20 protein-coding genes are annotated in these 19,532 nt (G+C 59.4%); 12 read left to right on the top strand and 8 right to left on the bottom strand.

The genetic code is table 11. The features are described from left to right. Positions 1–13: 13 nt before the first annotated feature. Positions 14–1,288 (bottom strand): sensor histidine kinase, encoded by a 1,275-nt coding sequence (locus tag AC3WRD_RS19430; protein WP_102620750.1) that lies wholly within the window; start codon positions 1,286–1,288, stop codon positions 14–16. Next, positions 1,278–1,961, bottom strand: a complete 684-nt coding sequence (gene colR / locus AC3WRD_RS19435; RefSeq protein WP_065258608.1) for a two-component system response regulator ColR — start codon at positions 1,959–1,961, stop codon at positions 1,278–1,280. The genes AC3WRD_RS19430 and colR overlap by 11 nt, the downstream gene beginning before the upstream one ends. 203 nt (positions 1,962–2,164) lie before the next feature. On the opposite strand from colR, the gene AC3WRD_RS19440 reads away from it, so the two are divergent. After that, complete coding sequence (locus AC3WRD_RS19440; RefSeq protein ID WP_102620751.1) at positions 2,165–4,114, top strand: LTA synthase family protein; 1,950 nt, start codon at positions 2,165–2,167, stop codon at positions 4,112–4,114. A 52-nt stretch (positions 4,115–4,166) separates the two neighbouring features. Further along, positions 4,167–4,910 (top strand): phosphatase PAP2 family protein, encoded by a 744-nt coding sequence (locus tag AC3WRD_RS19445; RefSeq protein ID WP_102620752.1) that lies wholly within the window; start codon positions 4,167–4,169, stop codon positions 4,908–4,910. Between the two features lie 90 nt (positions 4,911–5,000). Here the strand turns inward: AC3WRD_RS19445 and groL are convergent, their stop codons facing one another. The 4 genes from groL to AC3WRD_RS19465 all read right to left on the bottom strand — a co-directional run bounded on the left by groL (position 5,001) and on the right by AC3WRD_RS19465 (position 8,525). Continuing rightward, positions 5,001–6,647, bottom strand: a complete 1,647-nt coding sequence (gene groL / locus AC3WRD_RS19450) for a chaperonin GroEL (protein ID WP_096818431.1) — start codon at positions 6,645–6,647, stop codon at positions 5,001–5,003. 51 nt (positions 6,648–6,698) lie between these two features. Continuing rightward, the gene (locus AC3WRD_RS19455; protein ID WP_007916610.1) at positions 6,699–6,992 is read right to left on the bottom strand and encodes a co-chaperone GroES; all 294 of its coding nucleotides are present in this window, start codon (positions 6,990–6,992) and stop codon (positions 6,699–6,701) included. Between the two features lie 259 nt (positions 6,993–7,251). After that, entirely contained in the window at positions 7,252–7,728 is a 477-nt protein-coding gene (locus AC3WRD_RS19460; RefSeq protein ID WP_096818434.1) for an FxsA family protein, read from the bottom strand. A gap of 65 nt (positions 7,729–7,793) precedes the next feature. Next, positions 7,794–8,525, bottom strand: a complete 732-nt coding sequence (locus tag AC3WRD_RS19465) for a HugZ family pyridoxamine 5'-phosphate oxidase (RefSeq protein WP_102620753.1) — start codon at positions 8,523–8,525, stop codon at positions 7,794–7,796. Between the two features lie 162 nt (positions 8,526–8,687). Between AC3WRD_RS19465 and AC3WRD_RS19470 the strand changes: the two genes are divergently transcribed. After that, positions 8,688–9,446 (top strand): SDR family oxidoreductase, encoded by a 759-nt coding sequence (locus tag AC3WRD_RS19470; protein WP_085709540.1) that lies wholly within the window; start codon positions 8,688–8,690, stop codon positions 9,444–9,446. A gap of 68 nt (positions 9,447–9,514) precedes the next feature. On the opposite strand, the gene apbC is transcribed toward AC3WRD_RS19470, so the two are convergent. Continuing rightward, positions 9,515–10,609 carry an iron-sulfur cluster carrier protein ApbC gene (gene apbC / locus AC3WRD_RS19475; protein WP_096818437.1) on the bottom strand — a complete coding sequence of 365 codons (1,095 nt, stop codon included), beginning with the start codon at positions 10,607–10,609 and terminating at the stop codon, positions 9,515–9,517. Between the two features lie 155 nt (positions 10,610–10,764). Between apbC and metG the strand changes: the two genes are divergently transcribed. The 8 genes from metG (at position 10,765) to AC3WRD_RS19515 (ending at position 17,794) form a co-directional block, all read left to right on the top strand. After that, the gene (metG, locus tag AC3WRD_RS19480) at positions 10,765–12,816 is read left to right on the top strand and encodes a methionine--tRNA ligase (RefSeq protein WP_102620754.1); all 2,052 of its coding nucleotides are present in this window, start codon (positions 10,765–10,767) and stop codon (positions 12,814–12,816) included. A gap of 131 nt (positions 12,817–12,947) precedes the next feature. Continuing rightward, positions 12,948–13,517 (top strand): electron transport complex protein RnfA, encoded by a 570-nt coding sequence (locus tag AC3WRD_RS19485; protein WP_102620755.1) that lies wholly within the window; start codon positions 12,948–12,950, stop codon positions 13,515–13,517. Next, a complete protein-coding gene (rsxB, locus tag AC3WRD_RS19490; protein ID WP_102620756.1) occupies positions 13,514–14,728 on the top strand; it encodes an electron transport complex subunit RsxB in 1,215 nt (404 codons plus the stop codon). Before AC3WRD_RS19485 ends, rsxB begins: the two co-directional genes overlap by 4 nt. Next, positions 14,715–15,698, top strand: coding sequence for an RnfABCDGE type electron transport complex subunit D (locus AC3WRD_RS19495; RefSeq protein WP_102620757.1), 984 nt, complete (start codon positions 14,715–14,717; stop codon positions 15,696–15,698). The genes rsxB and AC3WRD_RS19495 overlap by 14 nt, the downstream gene beginning before the upstream one ends. After that, the gene (locus AC3WRD_RS19500; RefSeq protein ID WP_102620758.1) at positions 15,695–16,300 is read left to right on the top strand and encodes an RnfABCDGE type electron transport complex subunit G; all 606 of its coding nucleotides are present in this window, start codon (positions 15,695–15,697) and stop codon (positions 16,298–16,300) included. The genes AC3WRD_RS19495 and AC3WRD_RS19500 overlap by 4 nt, the downstream gene beginning before the upstream one ends. Then, complete coding sequence (locus AC3WRD_RS19505; protein ID WP_102620759.1) at positions 16,297–16,878, top strand: Rnf-Nqr domain containing protein; 582 nt, start codon at positions 16,297–16,299, stop codon at positions 16,876–16,878. The genes AC3WRD_RS19500 and AC3WRD_RS19505 overlap by 4 nt, the downstream gene beginning before the upstream one ends. Beyond that, positions 16,875–17,513: an endonuclease III gene (gene nth, locus AC3WRD_RS19510; RefSeq protein WP_096818452.1), complete on the top strand. Its 639-nt coding sequence runs from the start codon at positions 16,875–16,877 to the stop codon at positions 17,511–17,513. Before AC3WRD_RS19505 ends, nth begins: the two co-directional genes overlap by 4 nt. Positions 17,514–17,620: 107 nt before the next feature. Then, positions 17,621–17,794: a PA3496 family putative envelope integrity protein gene (locus AC3WRD_RS19515; RefSeq protein WP_096818454.1), complete on the top strand. Its 174-nt coding sequence runs from the start codon at positions 17,621–17,623 to the stop codon at positions 17,792–17,794. 88 nt (positions 17,795–17,882) lie between these two features. Here AC3WRD_RS19515 and AC3WRD_RS19520 read toward each other — a convergent pair whose 3' ends face one another. After that, positions 17,883–18,509, bottom strand: a complete 627-nt coding sequence (locus AC3WRD_RS19520; protein WP_085730184.1) for a response regulator transcription factor — start codon at positions 18,507–18,509, stop codon at positions 17,883–17,885. 395 nt (positions 18,510–18,904) lie between these two features. Between AC3WRD_RS19520 and AC3WRD_RS19525 the strand changes: the two genes are divergently transcribed. Then, positions 18,905–19,489, top strand: a complete 585-nt coding sequence (locus AC3WRD_RS19525) for a hypothetical protein (RefSeq protein WP_102620760.1) — start codon at positions 18,905–18,907, stop codon at positions 19,487–19,489. The last annotated feature ends 43 nt before the right edge of the window (positions 19,490–19,532 follow it).

The raw sequence follows: 19,532 nt of genomic DNA on the forward strand, positions 1-19,532 counted from the left end.
GCCCGGGAGGGATTCAGCGCTTGCCAAGATCTACTTCGAAACGGCAGCCATTGGGCTCCATCGTACTCAATGTGACACTCCAGCCCTGGTTCTCGCAGATGCGCTGTACCAATGACAGACCGAGCCCCAGACCCTCTCCACGCTTTTCGCTGCCCCGTACGAAAGGCTGGAACATCGCCTCGCGTTTCTCCTCGGGAATGCCCACGCCCGAGTCCTCGACCACAAAGCCGTTGTCATTGAGCGTCAGCCGAATGAAGCCATGCTCGGTGTAGTGCAACGCATTACGCAGCAGGTTGCCCATCACGGCATTGAGCAGGGTGGCGTTGTAACGGGTTTCCGGCGGGTTGCCCGGTTCGAAAATCAAATTCAGGCCCTTCGACTCGATCGGCTCGCGCCACAGGCCCAACAGATTGTCCGCCACCTGGCCGAGATTGTGCTGGGGCGCGGCCCCCGCATCTTCGCGCTGGGCACGGGCCAGCATCAGGAAAGTCTGCACCAGTTCGCGCATTTCTTCGCTGGCACGGGCGATGCGTTCGACCTGGGCGCGGCCGCGCTGATCGATGCCCGGGTTTTCCAGCAACAGTTCACAGGAACTGGCCAGCACCATCAGCGGTGTACGCAATTCATGGCTGACGTCACTGGTGAACAGCCGCTCACGCGTCAGCGCCTGACGCAAACGCCCCAGCGTCGCATCGAATGCCACCGCCAGTTCACCCACTTCATCGGCGGCGTAGTCCGGCGCCAGCGGCGGTGCGAGTCCCAGCAACTGATCGCGATGACGCACCTGACGCGCCAGCCGGACCACCGGCGCCATCACCTTGCGTGCCAGCACCCAGCCGAGGAAAACCGCCAGCGCCAGGCTGAGCACGAAGCCCACCAGCACCACGGCAAACAGTACGCGCTCACGCTCTTCGAAATCGCTTTGGTCCTGCAGCAGCACATAGCGCCGGCCGTCGACGATTTCGACCATCGCGTGATACGACAGCTGCTCGCGGAAGACTTCGTGGAACCCGGAATCCAGATGTCGCAGATCCTTGGGCAGCTCGAAGTCACCCGGGCCGCCGCTGAAATAGAACAGTTGATCCGGCTCCGGCCGATGGCTCCAGTCCGAGACGTTGTCCATCAACAACAGGCGCTGCAAGTCGCCGCCCAGTCCTGCGGAAATCAGTTTTTCTTCCACCAGGTGCACGGTCGCGACGATGCCCATGGCGAAGGCCCCTGCCACCAGTGCGCTCATCAGCGCAAAGGCGATGATGATCCGCTGGGCAAGGCTTTGCTTAAACTCCATCGCGGCCCTCGGCCAAGCGATAACCCACGCCGTGCACGGTGTGCAGCAGTGGTTTGGCGAACGGCTTGTCGATCACCTGACGCAATTGGTGGACGTGGCTGCGCAGGCTGTCGCTGTCCGGGCAGTCATCGCCCCACAGGGCTTCTTCGAGAATTTCCCGACGCAGTACATGCGGGCTCTTCTGCATCAGCACCGCGAGCAACTTGAGGCCGACCGGGTTGAGCTTGAGCAGTTTGCCTTCGCGGGTCACTTCGAGTGTGTCGAGGTCGTAGCTCAGGTCACCGACCTGCAGGGAACGGCGACCGCCGCCCTGGGTCCGGCGCATCACGGCTTCGACCCGCGCGGCCAGTTCCGACAACGCAAAGGGTTTGACCAGGTAATCGTCAGCCCCGGATTTGAAGCCCTGCAGGCGATCGTCGAGTTGGTCGCGGGCGGTGAGCATGATCACCGGCGTGTCGCGGCGCGCATCTTCGCGCAGGCGTTTGCACAGGGTGTAGCCGTCGATGCCGGGCAACATGATGTCGAGCACGATCAGGTCATAGTGCTCGGTAGCCGCCAGATGCAGGCCCGACAGACCGTCCTGGGCGCAATCGACGGTATAGCCCTTCAGGCCCAGGTAATCGGCCAGGTTGGCCAGGATATCGCGGTTGTCTTCGACCAATAGAATTCGCATGGGCACCTCTTCCGTACACAGTAACGGCCGTCATGGCCCGCGCAGCTTACGGCCAACTTCGGCTCAGGGCTAGGGTTGCAGCCCCGACAGATCGATTTGCTCAACCAACATAAATCTTTAACAAAGTTTTCACTATCGGTTCACAACCTCATTACAGTGACTTCGCGAAACTCCCGCGCCATTGATAAAAGGAAAAGAAAACAATGGGTTTCTTCAAGACAGCGCCTATGCGCTATCTGCTGCTGGTCACCGGTGCCTGGCTGGTCGTGTTTCTCCTCACCCGTATCGTACTGCTGCTGACTCATCTGGATGAGGCCGGTGGCGGTGCGCTGTCCGTGTTCGGTGTCGGTCTGGTCTACGACCTGGGCTTCCTCGCCTACGCCGCTTTGCCGATGGGTCTGTATCTGCTGCTGTGCCCGCCGGCCTTGTGGCGCCGTCGCGGTCACCGCTGGTTCCTGCAGGGACTGCTGACCGTCAGCCTGTACGCCATGCTGTTCACGGCGGTGGCCGAATGGCTGTTCTGGGATGAGTTCGGGGTGCGCTTCAACTTCATCGCTGTCGACTACCTGGTGTACTCCGACGAAGTGCTGAACAACGTGCTGGAGTCTTATCCGATCGGCAAGTTGCTGAGCATTCTGGCAGTTCTGGCCGTGGGACTGAGTCTTGTCTTGCGCAAGGCATTCAATGCAGCGCTGGATGCACCGCTGCCGCCACTGCGCGGTCGGCTGCTGAATGCCTTGGCGCTGTTGGTGGTGGCGGGCCTGAGCCTGCAACTGGTCAGTCAGGACGCACCGCGTGCCCAGGGCGGCAACGCCTATCAGAATGAACTGGCGAGCAATGGCCCGTATCAGTTCTTCGCCGCGTTCCGTAACAACGAACTGGACTACAGCCAGTTCTACAAGAGCCTGCCAGCGGACAAGGTTGCCGGTCAGATTCGTGCCGAACTGAACGAGCCCAATGCCCGTTTCGTCGGCCAGGATCCGCAGGACATCCGTCGCAATATCGATAACCCCGGCGTCACCCGCAAGCCGAACATCGTGCTGGTGACCATCGAAAGCCTGAGCGCCAAATACCTGGGCAGCAATGGTGATGGCCGCAACCTGACGCCGAACCTCGACGCCTTGCGCAAGCAGAGCCTGTACTTCAACAACTTCTATGCCACCGGCACTCGCACAGACCGTGGACTGGAAGCCATCACCCTGGCTATTCCACCGACGCCGGGCCGTTCGATCGTCAAGCGCATCGGTCGCGAAAGCGGTTTCGCCAGCCTCGGCCAGCAATTGAGCGCGGTCGGCTATGACAGCGTGTTCGTGTACGGTGGGCGTGGTTACTTCGACAACATGAACGCGTTCTTCAGTGGCAACGGTTATCGCGTTGTCGATCAGAGCAGCGTCGATGAGTCGGAGATTCACTTCAAGAACGCCTGGGGCATGGCTGACGAGGATCTGTACAAACAGACCCTGAAGCTGGCGGACGCCGACTACGCCAAGCAGCAACCTTTCCTGTTGCAGCTGATGACCACCTCCAACCATCGTCCGTACACCTATCCGGATAACCGGATCGACATCAAGTCCGGCAACGGTCGCGATGGTGCGGTGAAGTACACCGACTACGCCATCGGCCAGTTCCTGGCGCAGGCGCGTGAGAAGCCGTGGTTCGACAACACGATCTTCATCTTCGTCGCCGACCACACGGCCGGCAGCGCGGGCAAGGAAGACCTGCCGATCACCAACTACCAGATCCCGCTGTTCATCTATGCACCGAAGATGATCGAAGCACGGGAAAACGCGCAACTGGCCAGCCAGATCGACCTCGCGCCGACCCTGCTGGGGTTGCTGAACCTGGATTACCAATCGACCTTCTTCGGTCGCAATCTGCTGCAGGACAACCCGCTGCCACCTCGGGTCGTGGTGGGCAACTATCAGCATCTGGGGCTGTTCGACGGCAAGGATCTGGCGATCCTCAGCCCACGCCAGGGCCTGCGCCGGCATGACGACGCACTGACCGAAAGCCGCGAGTCCCGGGTCAACAGCGACGACCCACTGGTCAGCCGCGCCATCACGTATTACCAAACCGCCAGTTATGGCTTCAAGCAACAGCTGCTTGGCTGGAAAGCGCCCAAGGAGGGTGCCGCGCAAGTCAGCGATCGTTAATCGAAGCGCCCCGGGCTGATGCCCCGGGGCGTTTTCCCGTTCTGGATCCCTCATGTCATCAAGCGTTGTACGCCCTGCCCCTCGCCCGCTGAACTTTTGGCTGTGCCTGGGGATACCCGCCGTCGCGGCCGCCATTCTGGTCTTGCTCGAACTGACCGATCTGGACATGAACCTGGCCCGGATGTTTTACGACCCCGCCGCCGGCGACTTCATCGGGCGCCACAGTTACTTCCTGGAGAACATCCTTCACGACCGCGCCAAACAGGTGGTGATCGCGTTTTCGGTGTTTTCCGTCATTGGTTTCATCGCGGCGTTCTTCATCGCGCGGCTCAAGCCCTTCAAGCGTGAGCTGGGTTGCCTGGTGCTGTCGCTGGGCCTGGCGACGTCATTCGTGACACCGATGAAAGCCGTGACTGCCGTGCAGTGCCCGTGGAGCCTTGAGCAGTTCGGCGGCCATGAAACCTACAGCAAACTGCTGGATCACCGCCCGCCGACCGACAAGCCCGGACGTTGCTGGCCCGGTGGCCATGCCGCAACGGGTTTCACCTTGTTTGCGCTGTTCTTCGTGCTGCGTGACCGTCGCCCGCGACTGGCGCGGCAGGCATTCATCTTTGCCTTTGCGCTGGGCTCGGTGTTCTCGATCAGCCGGATGATGCAGGGCGCGCACTTCTTTTCGCACAACGTGTGGACGGCGATTTTCTGCTGGTTGATCTGCCTGGGGTCGTATTACTGGGTGCTCTATCGCCCGACCGTCAAAGCGGAAGCGGTCATGAAGGCACAACCGGTAAACGCCTGAGTACTTGAAGCTCTGCCTATAAAATCAGGGCAATAAAAAACCCCGCCTGCTCATCGCAGGCGGGGTTTTTCGTTTCGGGGTAAGGCTGGCTTACATCATGCCGCCCATGCCACCCATGCCGCCCATGTCTGGCATACCGCCGCCAGCTGCACCGTCTTTCTTCGGTGCGTCAGCAACAGCAGCTTCGGTGGTCAGGATCAGACCGCCGATCGACGATGCAGCTTGCAGAGCGGAACGGGTTACCTTGGTTGGGTCCAGGATGCCCATTTCGATCATGTCGCCGTATTCGCCAGTCGCAGCGTTGTAACCGAAGTTACCTTTGCCGTTCTTGACTTCGTTGACCACAACGCTTGGCTCGTCGCCGCTGTTGGCAGCGATCTGACGCAGCGGTGCTTCAACGGCACGACGCAGAACAGCGATACCTACGTCCTGGTCGGCGTTGTCGCCTTTCAGGTTGATGATCGCGTTCAGAGCGCGGATCAGCGCAACGCCACCGCCAGGTACCACGCCTTCTTCAACGGCTGCGCGGGTTGCGTGCAGGGCGTCTTCAACGCGGGCTTTCTTCTCTTTCATTTCAACTTCGGAACCAGCGCCAACCTTGATCACTGCAACGCCGCCGGACAGCTTGGCCAGACGCTCTTGCAGTTTTTCACGGTCGTAGTCCGAGGAAGTCTCGGCAACCTGGGCACGGATCTGAGCGATACGCGCCTGGATGTCGCCTTCAACGCCAGCACCGTCAACGATGATGGTGTTTTCCTTGGACAGGGTCACGCGCTTGGCGCTACCCAGGTGTTCCAGGGTGGTGCTTTCCAGGCTCAGGCCGATCTCTTCGGAGATAACGGTACCGCCGGTCAGAACGGCGATGTCCTGCAGCATGGCCTTGCGACGGTCGCCGAAGCCTGGAGCCTTGACGGCTGCGACTTTAACGATGCCACGCATGTTGTTCACTACCAGAGTCGCCAGGGCTTCGCCTTCAACGTCTTCGGCAACGATCAGCAGTGGGCGGCCGGCTTTGGCAACGGCTTCCAGCACTGGCAGCATTTCGCGGATGTTCGAGATCTTCTTGTCGACCAGCAGGATCAGCGCGCCTTCCAGCTCGGCAACCATGGTCTCTGGCTTGTTGACGAAGTATGGGGACAGGTAGCCACGGTCGAACTGCATGCCTTCTACAACCGACAGTTCGTTTTCCAGGCCCGAGCCTTCTTCAACGGTGATCACGCCTTCTTTACCGACTTTCTCCATGGCTTCGGCAATGATGTCGCCGATGGAGTTGTCGGAGTTGGCGGAGATGGTGCCAACCTGAGCGATCGCTTTAGTGTCGGTGCATGGTGCGGACAGCTTTTTCAGCTCGGCAACAACAGCGATGGTCGCTTTGTCGATACCGCGCTTCAGGTCCATCGGGTTCATGCCGGCAGCGACGGCTTTCAGGCCTTCGTTGACGATCGACTGAGCCAGAACGGTAGCGGTGGTAGTACCGTCACCAGCGTCATCGTTGGCACGGGAGGCAACGTCTTTGACCAGCTGCGCGCCCATGTTTTCGAAACGGTCTTCGAGTTCGATTTCCTTGGCAACGGAAACGCCGTCCTTGGTGATGGTCGGAGCGCCGAAGCTCTTCTCGAGGATCACGTTACGGCCTTTCGGGCCCAGGGTCGCTTTTACCGCGTCAGCCAGGACGTTTACGCCAACCAGCATTTTCTTGCGGGCGGAATCGCCGAATTTAACTTCTTTAGCAGCCATGATCGATATTCCTTAAATACTTTGTAGTAGCGGGAAAATGAACGGGGGTCATCAGCCTTCGATAACAGCGAGGATTTCGTTCTCGCTCATTACCAGCAGGTCTTCGCCGTCGACTTTCACAGTGTTGCTGCCGGAGTAAGGACCGAACACAACCTTGTCGCCTTCCTTAACGGACAGTGCGCGCACTTCGCCGTTTTCCAGAGCTTTGCCCGGGCCTACAGCGAGAATCACACCGTGGTTGGCTTTTTCAGCAGCCGAACCTGGCAGGACGATACCGCCAGCGGTTTTCTTTTCTTCTTCGCTGCGACGGATAACGACGCGGTCATGCAGAGGACGAAGCTTCATTGTCGATCTCTCCTAATTGTGGTTTTCATCGGCCGGTGTAGTCCCGGCGGGTTTAACGAATCCGGCCTGCGCCGGTTGCGGCTCGTCGAGCGAACCGCGGAAGTCTGTCCGACTCAAATGTCGGAAACCTTTCGGTGACCGATACATAAGGGCGCATAAGCTTATTACAAGGGCGGGGCTAAAAAAATTTCACTGCAGGTTTGATGAATCTGCCCCGCAAACGAACACGGCACCCGAAGGTGCCGTGTCGATGCAGAAGTTACTGGGTGTCGCGGTGTTCGAACTCGCCTTCGATCACATCGCCTTCGCGCCCCAGAGGCTGACGCGGTGCGGGACCGCCGCGAGGTTGCAGGTCATCGGCGAACGCGCGCTGACGCATGGCCTGTTCTTCGGCGCGCTGGCGCATTTTGTTGGCGACCAGACGACGGCTGAATGGCAGCAACAGCACCAGACCGACCACGTCGCTGATGAAACCCGGCAGGATCAACAGGCCACCGGCCAGGGCCAGCATCAGGCCTTCGAGCATGGTTTGCGCGGGCAGTTCGCCGCGGTTCAGGCTTTCACGGGCACGCAGGGCGGTTGCCAGTCCGGCGACGCGCAGCACGAACACGCCGAACATCGAGCCGAGAATGATCAGCAGCAGGGCCGGGAAAAATCCGATCGATCCTGCCACTTTGACGAATACGAACAGCTCCAACACCGGGAACAGCAGAAAGAGCAACAAAAAAGGGCGCATCAAAGTTTCCTCAACGCAAGAAATGCCTTGCAGTAAGCCTTAGATGACGTCGCCCTTTCGTGAATTCAAGCGTCGGCCACCGCATTTTTTGGCCAGACCTCGGCGTGAGCCAGAGAAACCAAGGCTTCGCGCACTTGTATCGGCGTATGACAAGGCGCTTGAAACGGCAGCCAGTACAGCGCCTGACCGATGCGCAGGTGCATGCCTTCGGTGTCGATCCCGGCCATTTGTGCCGGGACGGTTTTCGGCAGCCCGGCGAGGTCGACGTAATGCGCGATGGCCTTGGCGTGGTCGCTGTTCATGTGCTCGACCATGCTGATTTCGGCCTTGCCGGCGAACGGGTTGGCCAGGGTCAGTTGATCGACCCAGTGGATCGCGCCGAAACCGCCGATGTAGCGATGACGTACCGGAGTGAGCACCCAGAAGTCGAAATCGTGGGCCTTGTGGTAATTCTGCGAGTCGGGGAAATAGCGGTAGTAGCGCTCGGCGGCGGCTTCGATGGCAGCCGCATCTTCGAGCTTTTGAGCCTCGGCCAGATAGGTCAGGCGACCGACGGCTTGCACGTCATCGGCCTCGCGCTCGCCCACCAGCAGCGAACACTTCGGATCTTTCTGCAGGTTGTGGGTGTGCTGGGCGATGCGGCTGATCAGGATCAGCGGCCGGCCCTGCTCGTCCAGACAGTAGGGAACCACGGAGCCGAACGGAAAACCGGGCATCGATTTGGAGTGGGTCGACAGCACGCCACGGTATTCCTTGAGAAGCAATTCTCGGGCATTCTTAGCCGCTTCAACGCTCAATTTATGACTCCTTAAATAGAATCCGTCGAAAAAACGGACGGGCGACACGGATAAGTATCAGTCGCCACAGGGGCAGTTCTCATGTGCAGCCGGGCTTTGTCAGGCGCAGATCGAGAGGCTCTCTAAAGGACACCACTCTGACCTGCTCTCGGGGACATGCGAATGCAACTCAACGACAAAGTAATCATTATCACTGGCGGTTGCCAAGGCCTGGGCCGCTCGATGGCCGAGTATTTCGCAGGCCTGGGCGCGAAGCTGGCACTGGTCGACCTGAATCAGGAAAAACTCGATGACGCCGTCGCGGCCTGCAAGGCCAAGGGCGTCGAGGCGCGCAGCTATCTGTGCAACGTCGCCAATGAAGAGCAAGTGACGCACATGGTTGCCCAGGTCGCCGAGGACTTCGGCGCGATTCACGGCTTGATCAACAACGCCGGGATCCTGCGCGACGGCCTGCTGCTCAAGGTCAAGGACGGCGAAATGACCAAGATGAGCCTGGCCCAATGGCAGGCGGTGATCGACGTCAACCTGACCGGCGTGTTCCTCTGCACCCGTGAAGTGGCGGCGAAAATGGTCGAGCTTAAGAACAGCGGCGCGATCATCAACATCTCGTCGATCTCCCGCGCGGGCAACGTCGGCCAGACCAACTACTCCGCCGCCAAGGCCGGTGTGGCGGCAGCGACCGTGACCTGGGCCAAGGAGCTGGCGCGCTACGGCATTCGTGTGGCCGGCATCGCGCCGGGCTTCATCGAAACCGAGATGACCCTGGGCATGAAACCGGAAGCGCTGGAGAAAATGACTTCGGGCATTCCGCTCAAGCGCATGGGCAAGCCGGAAGAGATCGCCCATTCGGCGGCGTACATCTTCGAGAACGACTACTACACCGGTCGGATTCTGGAGATGGACGGCGGGTTGCGCATCTGACCGCTGTCGCGAAATGAAAAACGCCCCGGTGCTTAAGCACCGGGGCGTTTTTGTTTAAACCACAGGCATCAATCGTCGCTGATGGTGATATTCGGCATCGCTGGCGATGCCGCTTCCTGCAACACGATCCGCGCACCGACGTGGCGGGCCAGTTCCTGATAGACCATGGCGATCTGGCTGTCCGGCTCGGAAATCACCGTCGGTTTGCCACCATCGGCCTGTTCGCGGATCAGCATCGACAATGGCAGCGAAGCCAGCAGTTCGACGCCGAACTGGGTCGCCAGCTTCTCGCCACCGCCCTCACCGAACAGATGCTCGGCGTGTCCGCAGTTCGAGCAGATGTGCACGGCCATGTTTTCCACCACGCCCAGCACCGGAATGTTGACCTTGCGAAACATCTCCACGCCTTTGCGTGCGTCGAGCAGCGCCAGATCCTGCGGCGTGGTGACGATCACGGCGCCAGCCACCGGGACTTTCTGCGCCAGGGTCAGCTGGATATCGCCGGTGCCTGGCGGCATGTCGATCACCAGATAATCCAGGTCGCCCCACGCGGTTTGCGTGACCAGTTGCAGCAGCGCGCCGGAGACCATCGGCCCGCGCCAGACCATCGGCGTGTTGTCATCGGTCAGGAAGGCCATCGACATGACTTCCACGCCATGGGCCTGCAGCGGCACGAACCACTTCTGATCCTTGACCTGCGGACGGGTGCCCTCGGGAATGCCGAACATGATGCCCTGGCTCGGGCCGTAGATATCGGCGTCGAGAATCCCGACTTTCGCGCCTTCACGGGCCAGTGCCAGCGCCAGGTTGGCGGCGGTGGTGGATTTGCCCACGCCGCCCTTGCCGGACGCCACGGCGACCACGTTCTTGACGTTGGCCAGCCCCGGGATCTGCGCCTGGGCCTTGTGCGCGGCGATCACGCTGTTGACCTCGACCTTGGCCGACACTACGCCGTCGAGGTTTTCGATGGCCAGTTGCAGCAATTGCGCCCAGCCGCTCTTGAACAGACCGGCGGCATAACCGATTTCCAGCTGCACGCTGACGCGATCACCGGTGATTTCGATGTTGCGCACGCAACCGGCGCTGACCGGATCCTGGTTCAGGTAAGGGTCGGTGTATTGGCTGAGGACGGCTTCCACCGCTGCGCGAGTGACGGCGCTCATGGGCAACTCCGATAACAAGACTGGGAAAAGATGGCGGGTATCCTACCCCTTCTGTCCTCCGGACGGCATGCCCGGCAACGATTTGCAGGGGTGAAATATCTTTCCCGGCGCTTTATAGTGGCCGACCTCCGTTTCATCAAGTAGCGAAGCCCCACATGTCCGAACCACGCAAGATTCTCGTCACCAGCGCCCTGCCCTACGCCAACGGTTCGATTCACCTTGGCCATATGCTGGAATACATCCAGACCGATATGTGGGTGCGCTTCCAGAAGCATCGCGGCAATCAGTGCATTTATGTCTGCGCCGACGACGCCCACGGTTCGGCGATCATGCTGCGCGCGGAAAAGGAAGGCATCACCCCGGAACAACTGATCGCCAACGTCCAGGCTGAACACAGCGCCGACTTTGCCGAGTTCCTGGTGGACTTCGACAACTTCCACTCCACTCACGCCGAAGAAAACCGTGAGCTGTCGAGCCAGATCTACCTGAAGCTGCGTGACGCCGGGCACATCGCCCAACGTTCGATCACCCAGTATTTCGACCCGGAAAAGAAAATGTTCCTGGCCGACCGCTTCATCAAGGGCACCTGCCCGAAATGCGGCACCGAGGACCAGTACGGCGACAACTGCGAAAAATGCGGTGCGACCTACGCGCCGACCGACCTGAAGGATCCGAAGTCGGCAATCTCCGGCGCCACTCCGGTGCTCAAGGATTCCCAGCACTTCTTCTTCAAGCTGCCGGACTTCCAGCAGATGCTGCAGACCTGGACCCGCAGCGGCACCCTGCAGGACGCCGTGGCCAACAAGATCGCCGAATGGCTGGACGCCGGCCTGCAACAGTGGGACATCTCCCGCGATGCGCCGTACTTCGGTTTCGAGATCCCGGGCGAACCAGGCAAGTATTTCTACGTGTGGCTGGACGCGCCGATCGGCTACATGGCCAGCTTCAAGAACCTGTGCAACCGCACGCCGGAGCTGGACTTCGACGCGTTCTGGGGCAAGGACTCCACCGCCGAGCTGTACCACTTCATCGGCAAGGACATCGTCAACTTCCACGCCCTGTTCTGGCCGGCGATGCTTGAAGGCGCGGGTTTCCGCAAGCCGACGGGGATCAACGTGCACGGCTACCTGACCGTCAACGGCCAGAAGATGTCCAAGTCCCGCGGTACCTTCATCAAGGCCCGGACCTACCTGGATCACCTGTCGCCGGAATACCTGCGCTACTACTACGCGGCCAAACTGGGCCGTGGCGTGGACGATCTCGACCTGAACCTCGAAGACTTCGTGCAGAAGGTCAACTCCGACCTGGTCGGCAAAGTGGTCAACATCGCCAGCCGTTGCGCCGGTTTCATCCAGAAGGGCAACGCCGGCCTGCTGGTCGACAACAACGCCGCACCGGAACTGACCGACGCGTTCCTGGCCGCTGCGCCGAGCATCGCCGACGCCTATGAAGCCCGCGACTTCGCCCGTGCCATGCGCGAAACCATGGCCCTGGCCGACCGCGCCAACGCCTGGATCGCCGACAAGGCACCGTGGTCGCTGAACAAGCAGGAAGGCAAGCAGGATGAAGTCCAGGCGGTCTGCGCCACGGCGATCAACCTGTTCCGCCAGTTGGTGATCTTCCTCAAGCCGGTGCTGCCAGTGCTGGCTGCCGATGCCGAGGCGTTCCTCAACGTCGCCCCGCTGACCTGGAACGACCACACCACCCTGCTGGCCAACCACCAGTTGAACGAATTCAAACCGTTGATGACCCGCATCGACCCGGTAAAAGTGCAAGCCATGACCGACGCCTCGAAAGAAGACCTGACCGCCAGCCAGACCGACACCGGCGCCGCCGCGCCTGCCGGCAATGGCGAACTGGCCAAGGATCCGCTGTCGCCGGAAATCGACTTCGACACCTTCGCCGCCGTCGACCTGCGCGTCGCGCTGATCGTCAAGGCCGAACACGTTGAAGGGGCGGACAAGCTGCTGCGTCTGACCCTCGACATCGGAGACGAACAACGCAACGTGTTCTCGGGGATCAAGAGCGCCTATCCGGATCCGTCGAAACTCGACGGTCGCCTGACCATGATGATCGCCAACCTCAAGCCACGGAAAATGAAGTTCGGCATCTCCGAAGGCATGGTGATGGCGGCCGGCCCTGGCGGTGAAGAAATCTACCTGCTGAGCCCGGACAGCGGCGCCAAGCCGGGTCAGCGCATCAAGTAAGGTTTTGCACTGACCGATCCCACAGGCGTACCCCGTGCGCCTGTGGGATTTTTCATATCTGGCCCACCCGTCATGGCCGCCGGATAAAGCCTAATCTTAAGTGACACTCGCCCGCTCTCACCGGCAGAACCATGACCGAACTCGTGCTTACGCTCTTCAGTGCTGCGCTGATCAACAACTTCGTGTTGCACTGGCCGCTGGGCGTCGATCCGCTGCTGGCTGGCGAGCGCCGTCAGGTGCATGCGCTGGGGCTGGCGACGTTATGTCTGATGCTGATTGTCGGTGTGGCGGGTTACGCGATCTGGCATTGGCTGCTGGTGCCATTGCAACTGGAATTCCTGCGTCTGTTTGTATTCCTGCCGCTGAGCGTCCTGCTGATCACGCCGTTGCTGAAGTTGCTGGCGCGCTGGCGACCCGCCCTGCCGTTCGACGGTTTGTGGCCGTTGCTGCTGGGCAATGCCGGTGTGCTGGGGCTGACGCTGATCGACGCGCAAACGGATAAAGGCCTGTTTCATGCAACTGCGCTGAGCCTTGGCGCCGGTCTGGGTTTCTGGCTGGTGTTGAGCCTGTTCAGCGATTTGCGTGAGCGCACGGCCGACAACGATATTCCCCTGCCCTTTCGTGGCCTGCCAATCCAGTTGATCGGCGCCGGATTGATGGCCGTGGCTTTTCTCGGATTCAGTGGACTGATCAAAACATGAGTCTGATTCAACGCATCGATGCCTTGCTGCCGCAAACCCAATGCGGCAAATGCGGCCATCCCGGATGCAAACCCTACGCTGAAGGCATCGCCGACGGCGAGCCGATCAACAAATGCCCGCCGGGTGGTGACGAAACCATCGCGGCGCTGGCCGAACTGCTGAAAGTCCCGGTGCTGGAGCTGGACATCAGCCGTGGCGCGGCACCGCCGCAAGTGGCGTTCATCCGCGAAGCCGAGTGCATCGGCTGCACCAAGTGCATCCAGGCCTGCCCGATCGACGCCATCGTCGGCGCGGCGAAACTGATGCACACGGTGATCATCGACGAGTGCACCGGTTGCGATCTGTGCGTGGCGCCTTGCCCCGTCGATTGCATCGAGATGCACCCGCTGCCGCTCGGAACGCTGCCAGTGGTGGGCGGCCTGGCCAGCAGCCTCGAAGAACAACAGGCGCGTACCGCCAAGCGCGATCACGCCCGGCAACGCTTCGAACGGCGTAACGCCCGGCTGCAAAGAGAAGAACAGCAGAAGCAGGCCGAACGCGAAGCCCGTGCGAAACGTGCGGCGCAGGTTGAAGTCGCAGCCACCACGCTCGATCCGGTGCAAGCGGCGCTGGAACGGGTACGTGCGCAGAAAGCCGCGACAGCCGACGCCGCGCTGAAGAAGGCCAAGATCGATGTGGCGATGAGCCGCGCTCAATTGCACAAATCGTTGAAAGCCTTCGGTCATCCGCCGACCTTCGAACAACAGTCGCAATTGATCGTATTGCAACAGCAGTTCGAAGCCGCCGAACAAGCGCTGGCGAAACTGGAAAGCAGCGCCGCACCTGCGCCGGTCGTGACAGCCCCAGCAAAAGACGCCGACTTGAAACGAGCGAAAATCCAGTTGGCGATGCGCCGTGCCGAGCTGAAAAAGGCGCAGACCGCAGAGGCTCCGCCGGAGCAGATTGCAGCGCTGGAACAAGCACTGCGTGATGCCGAACAAGCGTTGCACGACGCCGAAGCCGCGAGCGATCAACCGCTGCCCGACCTTGTGCGCGTGGAGAAACGTCCGATCGACAACCAGCTTCGTCAGCTGAAAACCGAACTGGCCTACGCTCGCGCCGACCTGAACAAACTGCAACGACGTGACGGCACGCCAGCCGAGATCCTCGACAAGGCCCGCACCCGCCTGCAAGAGGCGGAGCGGCAGGTAGAAGCCCATGTCATCCATTGAAACCAGAGACGAACGCCTGCAACAGGCAATGAAGCTGGTTTTGCTGGCGACATTGCCGGGGTTGTTGGCGTTGTTCTGGTTTTACGGCTGGGGCGTGCTGATCAACCTGATCCTGTCCGTCGTCACAGCCTTGAGCGTCGAAGCCGCCGTGACTCGTCTGCGCCGGCAGCCGGTGCAAGCCACTCTCACCGATGGCAGCGCAGTGGTCAGCGCCACACTGCTGGCAATCGCCTTGCCGCCTTACTGCCCGTGGTGGCTGACGGTCACGGCGATCGGCTCGGGCCTGCTGTTAGGCAAACACTTGTACGGTGGCGTGGGCAGAAACCCTTTCAATCCGGCCATGCTCGGTTTTGCTTTCGCGATGGTGATGTTCCCGCAGCCGATGACCCATTGGCCGGCCCATGGCATGGATCTGACGACGGCCATTGAACAGGTGTTCAACCTGGGCGTGGCGCCGGACGCCAGGGTCCAGGCCACGGCGCTGGACAGCCTGCGCATCAACAAAAGCCTGACCATCGATGAATTGTTTGCCAGCAACCCGGCATTCGGCCGCTTCGGCGGGCATGGCGTGGAGTGGGTGAACCTGGCATTTCTTGCCGGTGGACTGTTGCTGCTACAGCGCCGGGTGATCGGCTGGCACGCACCGGTCGGCATGCTTGCCAGCCTGTTCGTCATCAGCCTGCTGTGCTGGAACGGTTCGGGGTCCGACGCTCATGGCTCGCCGCTGTTTCATCTGCTGAGTGGCGCGACCATGCTGGGTGCGTTCTTCATCGTCACTGAACCGGTGTCGGGGGCAAAGAGTCCGCTCGCCCGCTTGTTGTTCGGCGTGGGCGTCGGCCTGCTGACCTATCTGATTCGCACCTGGGGCGGCTATCCGGATGGCGTGGCGTTCTCAGTGTTGCTGATGAATCTGTGCGTGCCGGCGCTGGAACGCATTGCAGCCGCTCGTCAGTCGCAGGTGATGCCATGAACCGCACAAGCAGCCTGATCACCCTGGCGCTGCTGGCAACGATTGGTGTCGGCGCGACTTATGTTGTGCAACGCAGCAATGCGCCGCAGATCGCCGCCGAACAGCGCCAGCTCGAAAGTCGCAAACTGCTGGACGTGCTCTCAGTCGACGCCTACGACAATCAGCCTCTGGAACAGCCTCTGGCACTGACCGCCCCCCACCTGAGCCACAGCGAGTTGCTGGGCGGTTATCGGGCGACCAGGGCCGGCCAACCCGTGGCGGTGCTGCTGCGCAGCCAGACCGAGGGTTATGCGGGTCGCATCGAGTTGCTGATTGCCATCGATGCCAATGGCCGATTGCTCGGCGTGAAAACCCTTGAGCAAACTGAAACGCCGGCGCTGGGCGGGCATCTCGGTGACTGGCCAAATAGCTGGTTGCAAGCGTTTATCGGCAAATCCAGCGGCCAGCCGACCGATGCCGGATGGGCCTTGAGAAAGGATCAGGGGCAATTCGACCAGATCGCTGGCGCAACCATCACATCTCGCGCGGCCATCAACGCCATCCACGATGCTCTGCGTTACTTCGACGACCACCGGACGACCCTGCTGGGGAGCGCGCCATGAACGCATCAACGACCCTGTCGAACTCAATGATGCTAGTGCTGTTGATCGGTGCCACTGACTCAGTGGCCGGCGCGCTGGCGATCCTGCTGATGTTCGCCGTTGTGGTGAGTATGTACGGCTTGTGCATGGCACCACTGCGGTCGCGCCTGAGCAGTGAAACCTTGTTGCCGGTCAGTCTGGTAATCGCCGCGACCCTGGCCGGGTGCGCCGATATTCTGCTGCAGCGCGCCGCTGTGCAGTGGCATCAGATGATCAGCCTCTACGCCGGCCTGATCGGTCTGCAGTGCGTCATATTCGAACACAATGGATTCTTTCGACTGCCAGCCCGATGGCGTCTTAAAATCTGTGGCGTGTTTACCGCCCTGATGACCGTGCTGGCGGTGTTGCGCGAGCTGCTCGGTCAGGGCAGCATCGGCCATCACCTGTCGGATCACTGGCAAGGTTTTATTCTGTTCAGCGACGGCCTGCATTTCGCGACGCTGGCTCCCGGCGCCTTCATACTGCTGGGGCTGGTACTCGCCGCCCGTCAGGCCTGTTCTCGCCCTGCCGCCCTATCCGAGGAAACGCATCACCCATGAATGCCGCAAAACGTCTGGAGATCTTCCGCAGGCTTCACGAGGACAATCCCGAACCCAAGACCGAACTCGCCTACTCTTCGCCTTTCGAGTTGTTGATCGCGGTGATTCTGTCCGCACAATCGACTGACGTCGGGGTGAACAAGGCGACGGCGAAGCTTTACCCGGTGGCCAACACGCCGGCCGCCATTCATGCCTTGGGCGTCGAAGGTTTGTCCGAGTACATCAAGACCATCGGCCTCTATAACAGCAAGGCCAAAAACGTGATCGAGACCTGTCGCATGCTGGTCGAGTTGCACAATGGCGAAGTCCCACAGACGCGCGAAGCGCTGGAAGCCCTGCCCGGCGTCGGCCGCAAGACTGCCAACGTCGTGCTCAACACCGCGTTCCGTCAATTGACGATGGCGGTGGACACCCACATTTTCCGGGTCAGTAACCGCACCGGCATTGCGCCGGGCAAAAACGTGGTAGAGGTGGAAAACAAACTGATGAAGTTTGTACCCAAGCAATACCTGCTCGATTCGCACCACTGGCTCATTCTTCACGGGCGCTACGTGTGCCTGGCCCGCAAGCCGCGGTGCGGCAGCTGTCGGATCGAAGACTTGTGCGAATACAAGGACAAAACTTCGGACGATTGAGCGTCTATTAAGTTTATTGATATTGCGATTGAAAAAATCTTTTTTACGATCTGCTGGAATATCGATATAAGGAGCGCCAAAGGCAGCCTTAGCCTGGAGTTAACCTTATGAGCACCAGCAAAGAGCAAGTGGACGTAGAAGACGATTTCGTCGCGGAGTCGGACGACGAACCGGTGGTTGAGGTCGCCAAGACCAACCTGAGCAAACGCCGCACCATCGATAACATGCTTGAGGAACGCCGACTGCAGAAGCAATTGGCCGATTACGACTTTGATCTCTGACATTTGAAAGCCTCCCGCAACGGAGGCTTTTTCGTTTCTGCTGCAAGCTGATGCCGACCTGCCCAGGATCCGTCAGCGACTGAAGCGGTCAGACCAGGCCATTGCGCTGGGCAAGTTCGATCAGATCCACCAGTGAACGCGCATTGAGCTTCAGCAGCAACCGCGTCTTGTAGGTGCTGACGGTCTTGTTGCTGAGAAACATGCCATCGGCGATTTCCTTGTTGGTCTTGCCGCGTGCCAACTGCTGCAACACCATCATCTCGCGCCCGGACAAACGATCGACCATGTCGGCTTCACTGGCATTGCCCAGGCTGGTGCGTACGGTGTGCAACGCCTGATTCGGAAAATAGCTGTACCCGGACAGCACAGCCTTGATAGCGCTGAGCAGCTCGGTCAGGTCCTGTTGTTTGCAAACATATCCCGCCGCTCCCGACTGCATGCAGCGCATGGAAAAATGGCCCGGGGCCTGGGACGTCAACACCAGCACTTTCAAAGGCATCGCGCTGGTTGTAAGACGCGCAATGACTTCCAGTCCATCAAGTTTCGGTATACCGATATCCAGAATGACAATATCGGGCATCTGGTCGCGAGCCAGTTGTAATGCATCCACTCCGTTATCCGTTTCTGCAATGACTTCGTAGCCATGACGTTCCATCAGCATACGCACCGCAAGACGAATGACCGGGTGATCATCCACGATCAGCACTTTATTCATGGGCAAGTCCAGTTTCGCTGTTCGAATTTTTAGAACCGGCACAATAACGTAGTCATTTCACCCATGGCATAGCGAAGTTCCCTTGCATTGGCAGCGAGAGACACTTCCTACAGGCAATAAAGATTTCTCCTACAGAAAAGACTCATAAATGTAGCGACAAGACATCCAGACCAAGTGACCACTTGAAAATTATTTAACCTGCAACACCGGCTTATCGAGTAGCGAATCCTGAAAAGAGGGACTCGACACGACAAAAAACCGAAACAACATATTTATATCCACCCGGCCGTTTTTAATATAAATACCAGACATCGGGGACAAAAAGCCTCCACTCCCCTTACAACAACTCCAACATTCCAACATGACGAGAAAGATCATACTCATGAGTAAAGAATATGTTAAAGATCAACAAGAAAATCACCAACCCCATCAGTGTCATTGCCATATTCGCGTTCATCTCCGAAACGTCCGCAGCGGTGTCCCTGCCCTTTCTTGACAATGACGAACGGGAAATCTACATCTGGTTTCTGATCAGTTTTCCATTCTATTTACTGTTCCTGTTTTTCATCACCTTGAACTTCAACTACCGATCCCTTTATGCACCTTCGGACTTTGATGACGACAAGAACTTTCTGAAAGCATTTGAAGATAACAACATTGATTTCCCCGGAGAACCGGGTGACCAACCCGTTACCGGAATTCAGACTGTAAAACTACCGAAACCGCTGAGTACGCTGTGTATCATCGACATTCGGGGCATGAACGCCGAATCAAAAATAAACACACTCCTGGAAAAAATCCCACAACCCGCCAAGCACTCGCTCAGAATATTCCTCGTTTTAACAGATGATATGTCAGACATTTTACCGAAAGAAAACATCGCCAAATCGCTCAAGCGAGGAAGGAAAACCACGGGGACGACGTATTGTATTATTTACGACGTTCAAGCGCAGAACATCAGTGTATTGGGAAGAGTTTAAATTGAGGCGCAGAGACACGAAGTACATCAATGCGATGCGCACA

This window comes from Pseudomonas sp. FW215-R2 (assembly GCF_058789255.1).

Coding starts and splice junctions, on each gene's coding strand:
- AC3WRD_RS19430 (WP_102620750.1), bottom strand. CDS start 1,288: ATGGAGTTTAAGCAAAGCCTTGCCCAGCGGATCATCATCGCCTTTGCG.
- colR (WP_065258608.1), bottom strand. CDS start 1,961: ATGCGAATTCTATTGGTCGAAGACAACCGCGATATCCTGGCCAACCTG.
- AC3WRD_RS19440 (WP_102620751.1), top strand. CDS start 2,165: ATGGGTTTCTTCAAGACAGCGCCTATGCGCTATCTGCTGCTGGTCACC.
- AC3WRD_RS19445 (WP_102620752.1), top strand. CDS start 4,167: ATGTCATCAAGCGTTGTACGCCCTGCCCCTCGCCCGCTGAACTTTTGG.
- groL (WP_096818431.1), bottom strand. CDS start 6,647: ATGGCTGCTAAAGAAGTTAAATTCGGCGATTCCGCCCGCAAGAAAATG.
- AC3WRD_RS19455 (WP_007916610.1), bottom strand. CDS start 6,992: ATGAAGCTTCGTCCTCTGCATGACCGCGTCGTTATCCGTCGCAGCGAA.
- AC3WRD_RS19460 (WP_096818434.1), bottom strand. CDS start 7,728: ATGCGCCCTTTTTTGTTGCTCTTTCTGCTGTTCCCGGTGTTGGAGCTG.
- AC3WRD_RS19470 (WP_085709540.1), top strand. CDS start 8,688: ATGCAACTCAACGACAAAGTAATCATTATCACTGGCGGTTGCCAAGGC.
- apbC (WP_096818437.1), bottom strand. CDS start 10,609: ATGAGCGCCGTCACTCGCGCAGCGGTGGAAGCCGTCCTCAGCCAATAC.
- metG (WP_102620754.1), top strand. CDS start 10,765: ATGTCCGAACCACGCAAGATTCTCGTCACCAGCGCCCTGCCCTACGCC.
- AC3WRD_RS19485 (WP_102620755.1), top strand. CDS start 12,948: ATGACCGAACTCGTGCTTACGCTCTTCAGTGCTGCGCTGATCAACAAC.
- rsxB (WP_102620756.1), top strand. CDS start 13,514: ATGAGTCTGATTCAACGCATCGATGCCTTGCTGCCGCAAACCCAATGC.
- AC3WRD_RS19495 (WP_102620757.1), top strand. CDS start 14,715: ATGTCATCCATTGAAACCAGAGACGAACGCCTGCAACAGGCAATGAAG.
- AC3WRD_RS19500 (WP_102620758.1), top strand. CDS start 15,695: ATGAACCGCACAAGCAGCCTGATCACCCTGGCGCTGCTGGCAACGATT.
- AC3WRD_RS19505 (WP_102620759.1), top strand. CDS start 16,297: ATGAACGCATCAACGACCCTGTCGAACTCAATGATGCTAGTGCTGTTG.
- nth (WP_096818452.1), top strand. CDS start 16,875: ATGAATGCCGCAAAACGTCTGGAGATCTTCCGCAGGCTTCACGAGGAC.
- AC3WRD_RS19515 (WP_096818454.1), top strand. CDS start 17,621: ATGAGCACCAGCAAAGAGCAAGTGGACGTAGAAGACGATTTCGTCGCG.
- AC3WRD_RS19520 (WP_085730184.1), bottom strand. CDS start 18,509: ATGAATAAAGTGCTGATCGTGGATGATCACCCGGTCATTCGTCTTGCG.
- AC3WRD_RS19525 (WP_102620760.1), top strand. CDS start 18,905: ATGTTAAAGATCAACAAGAAAATCACCAACCCCATCAGTGTCATTGCC.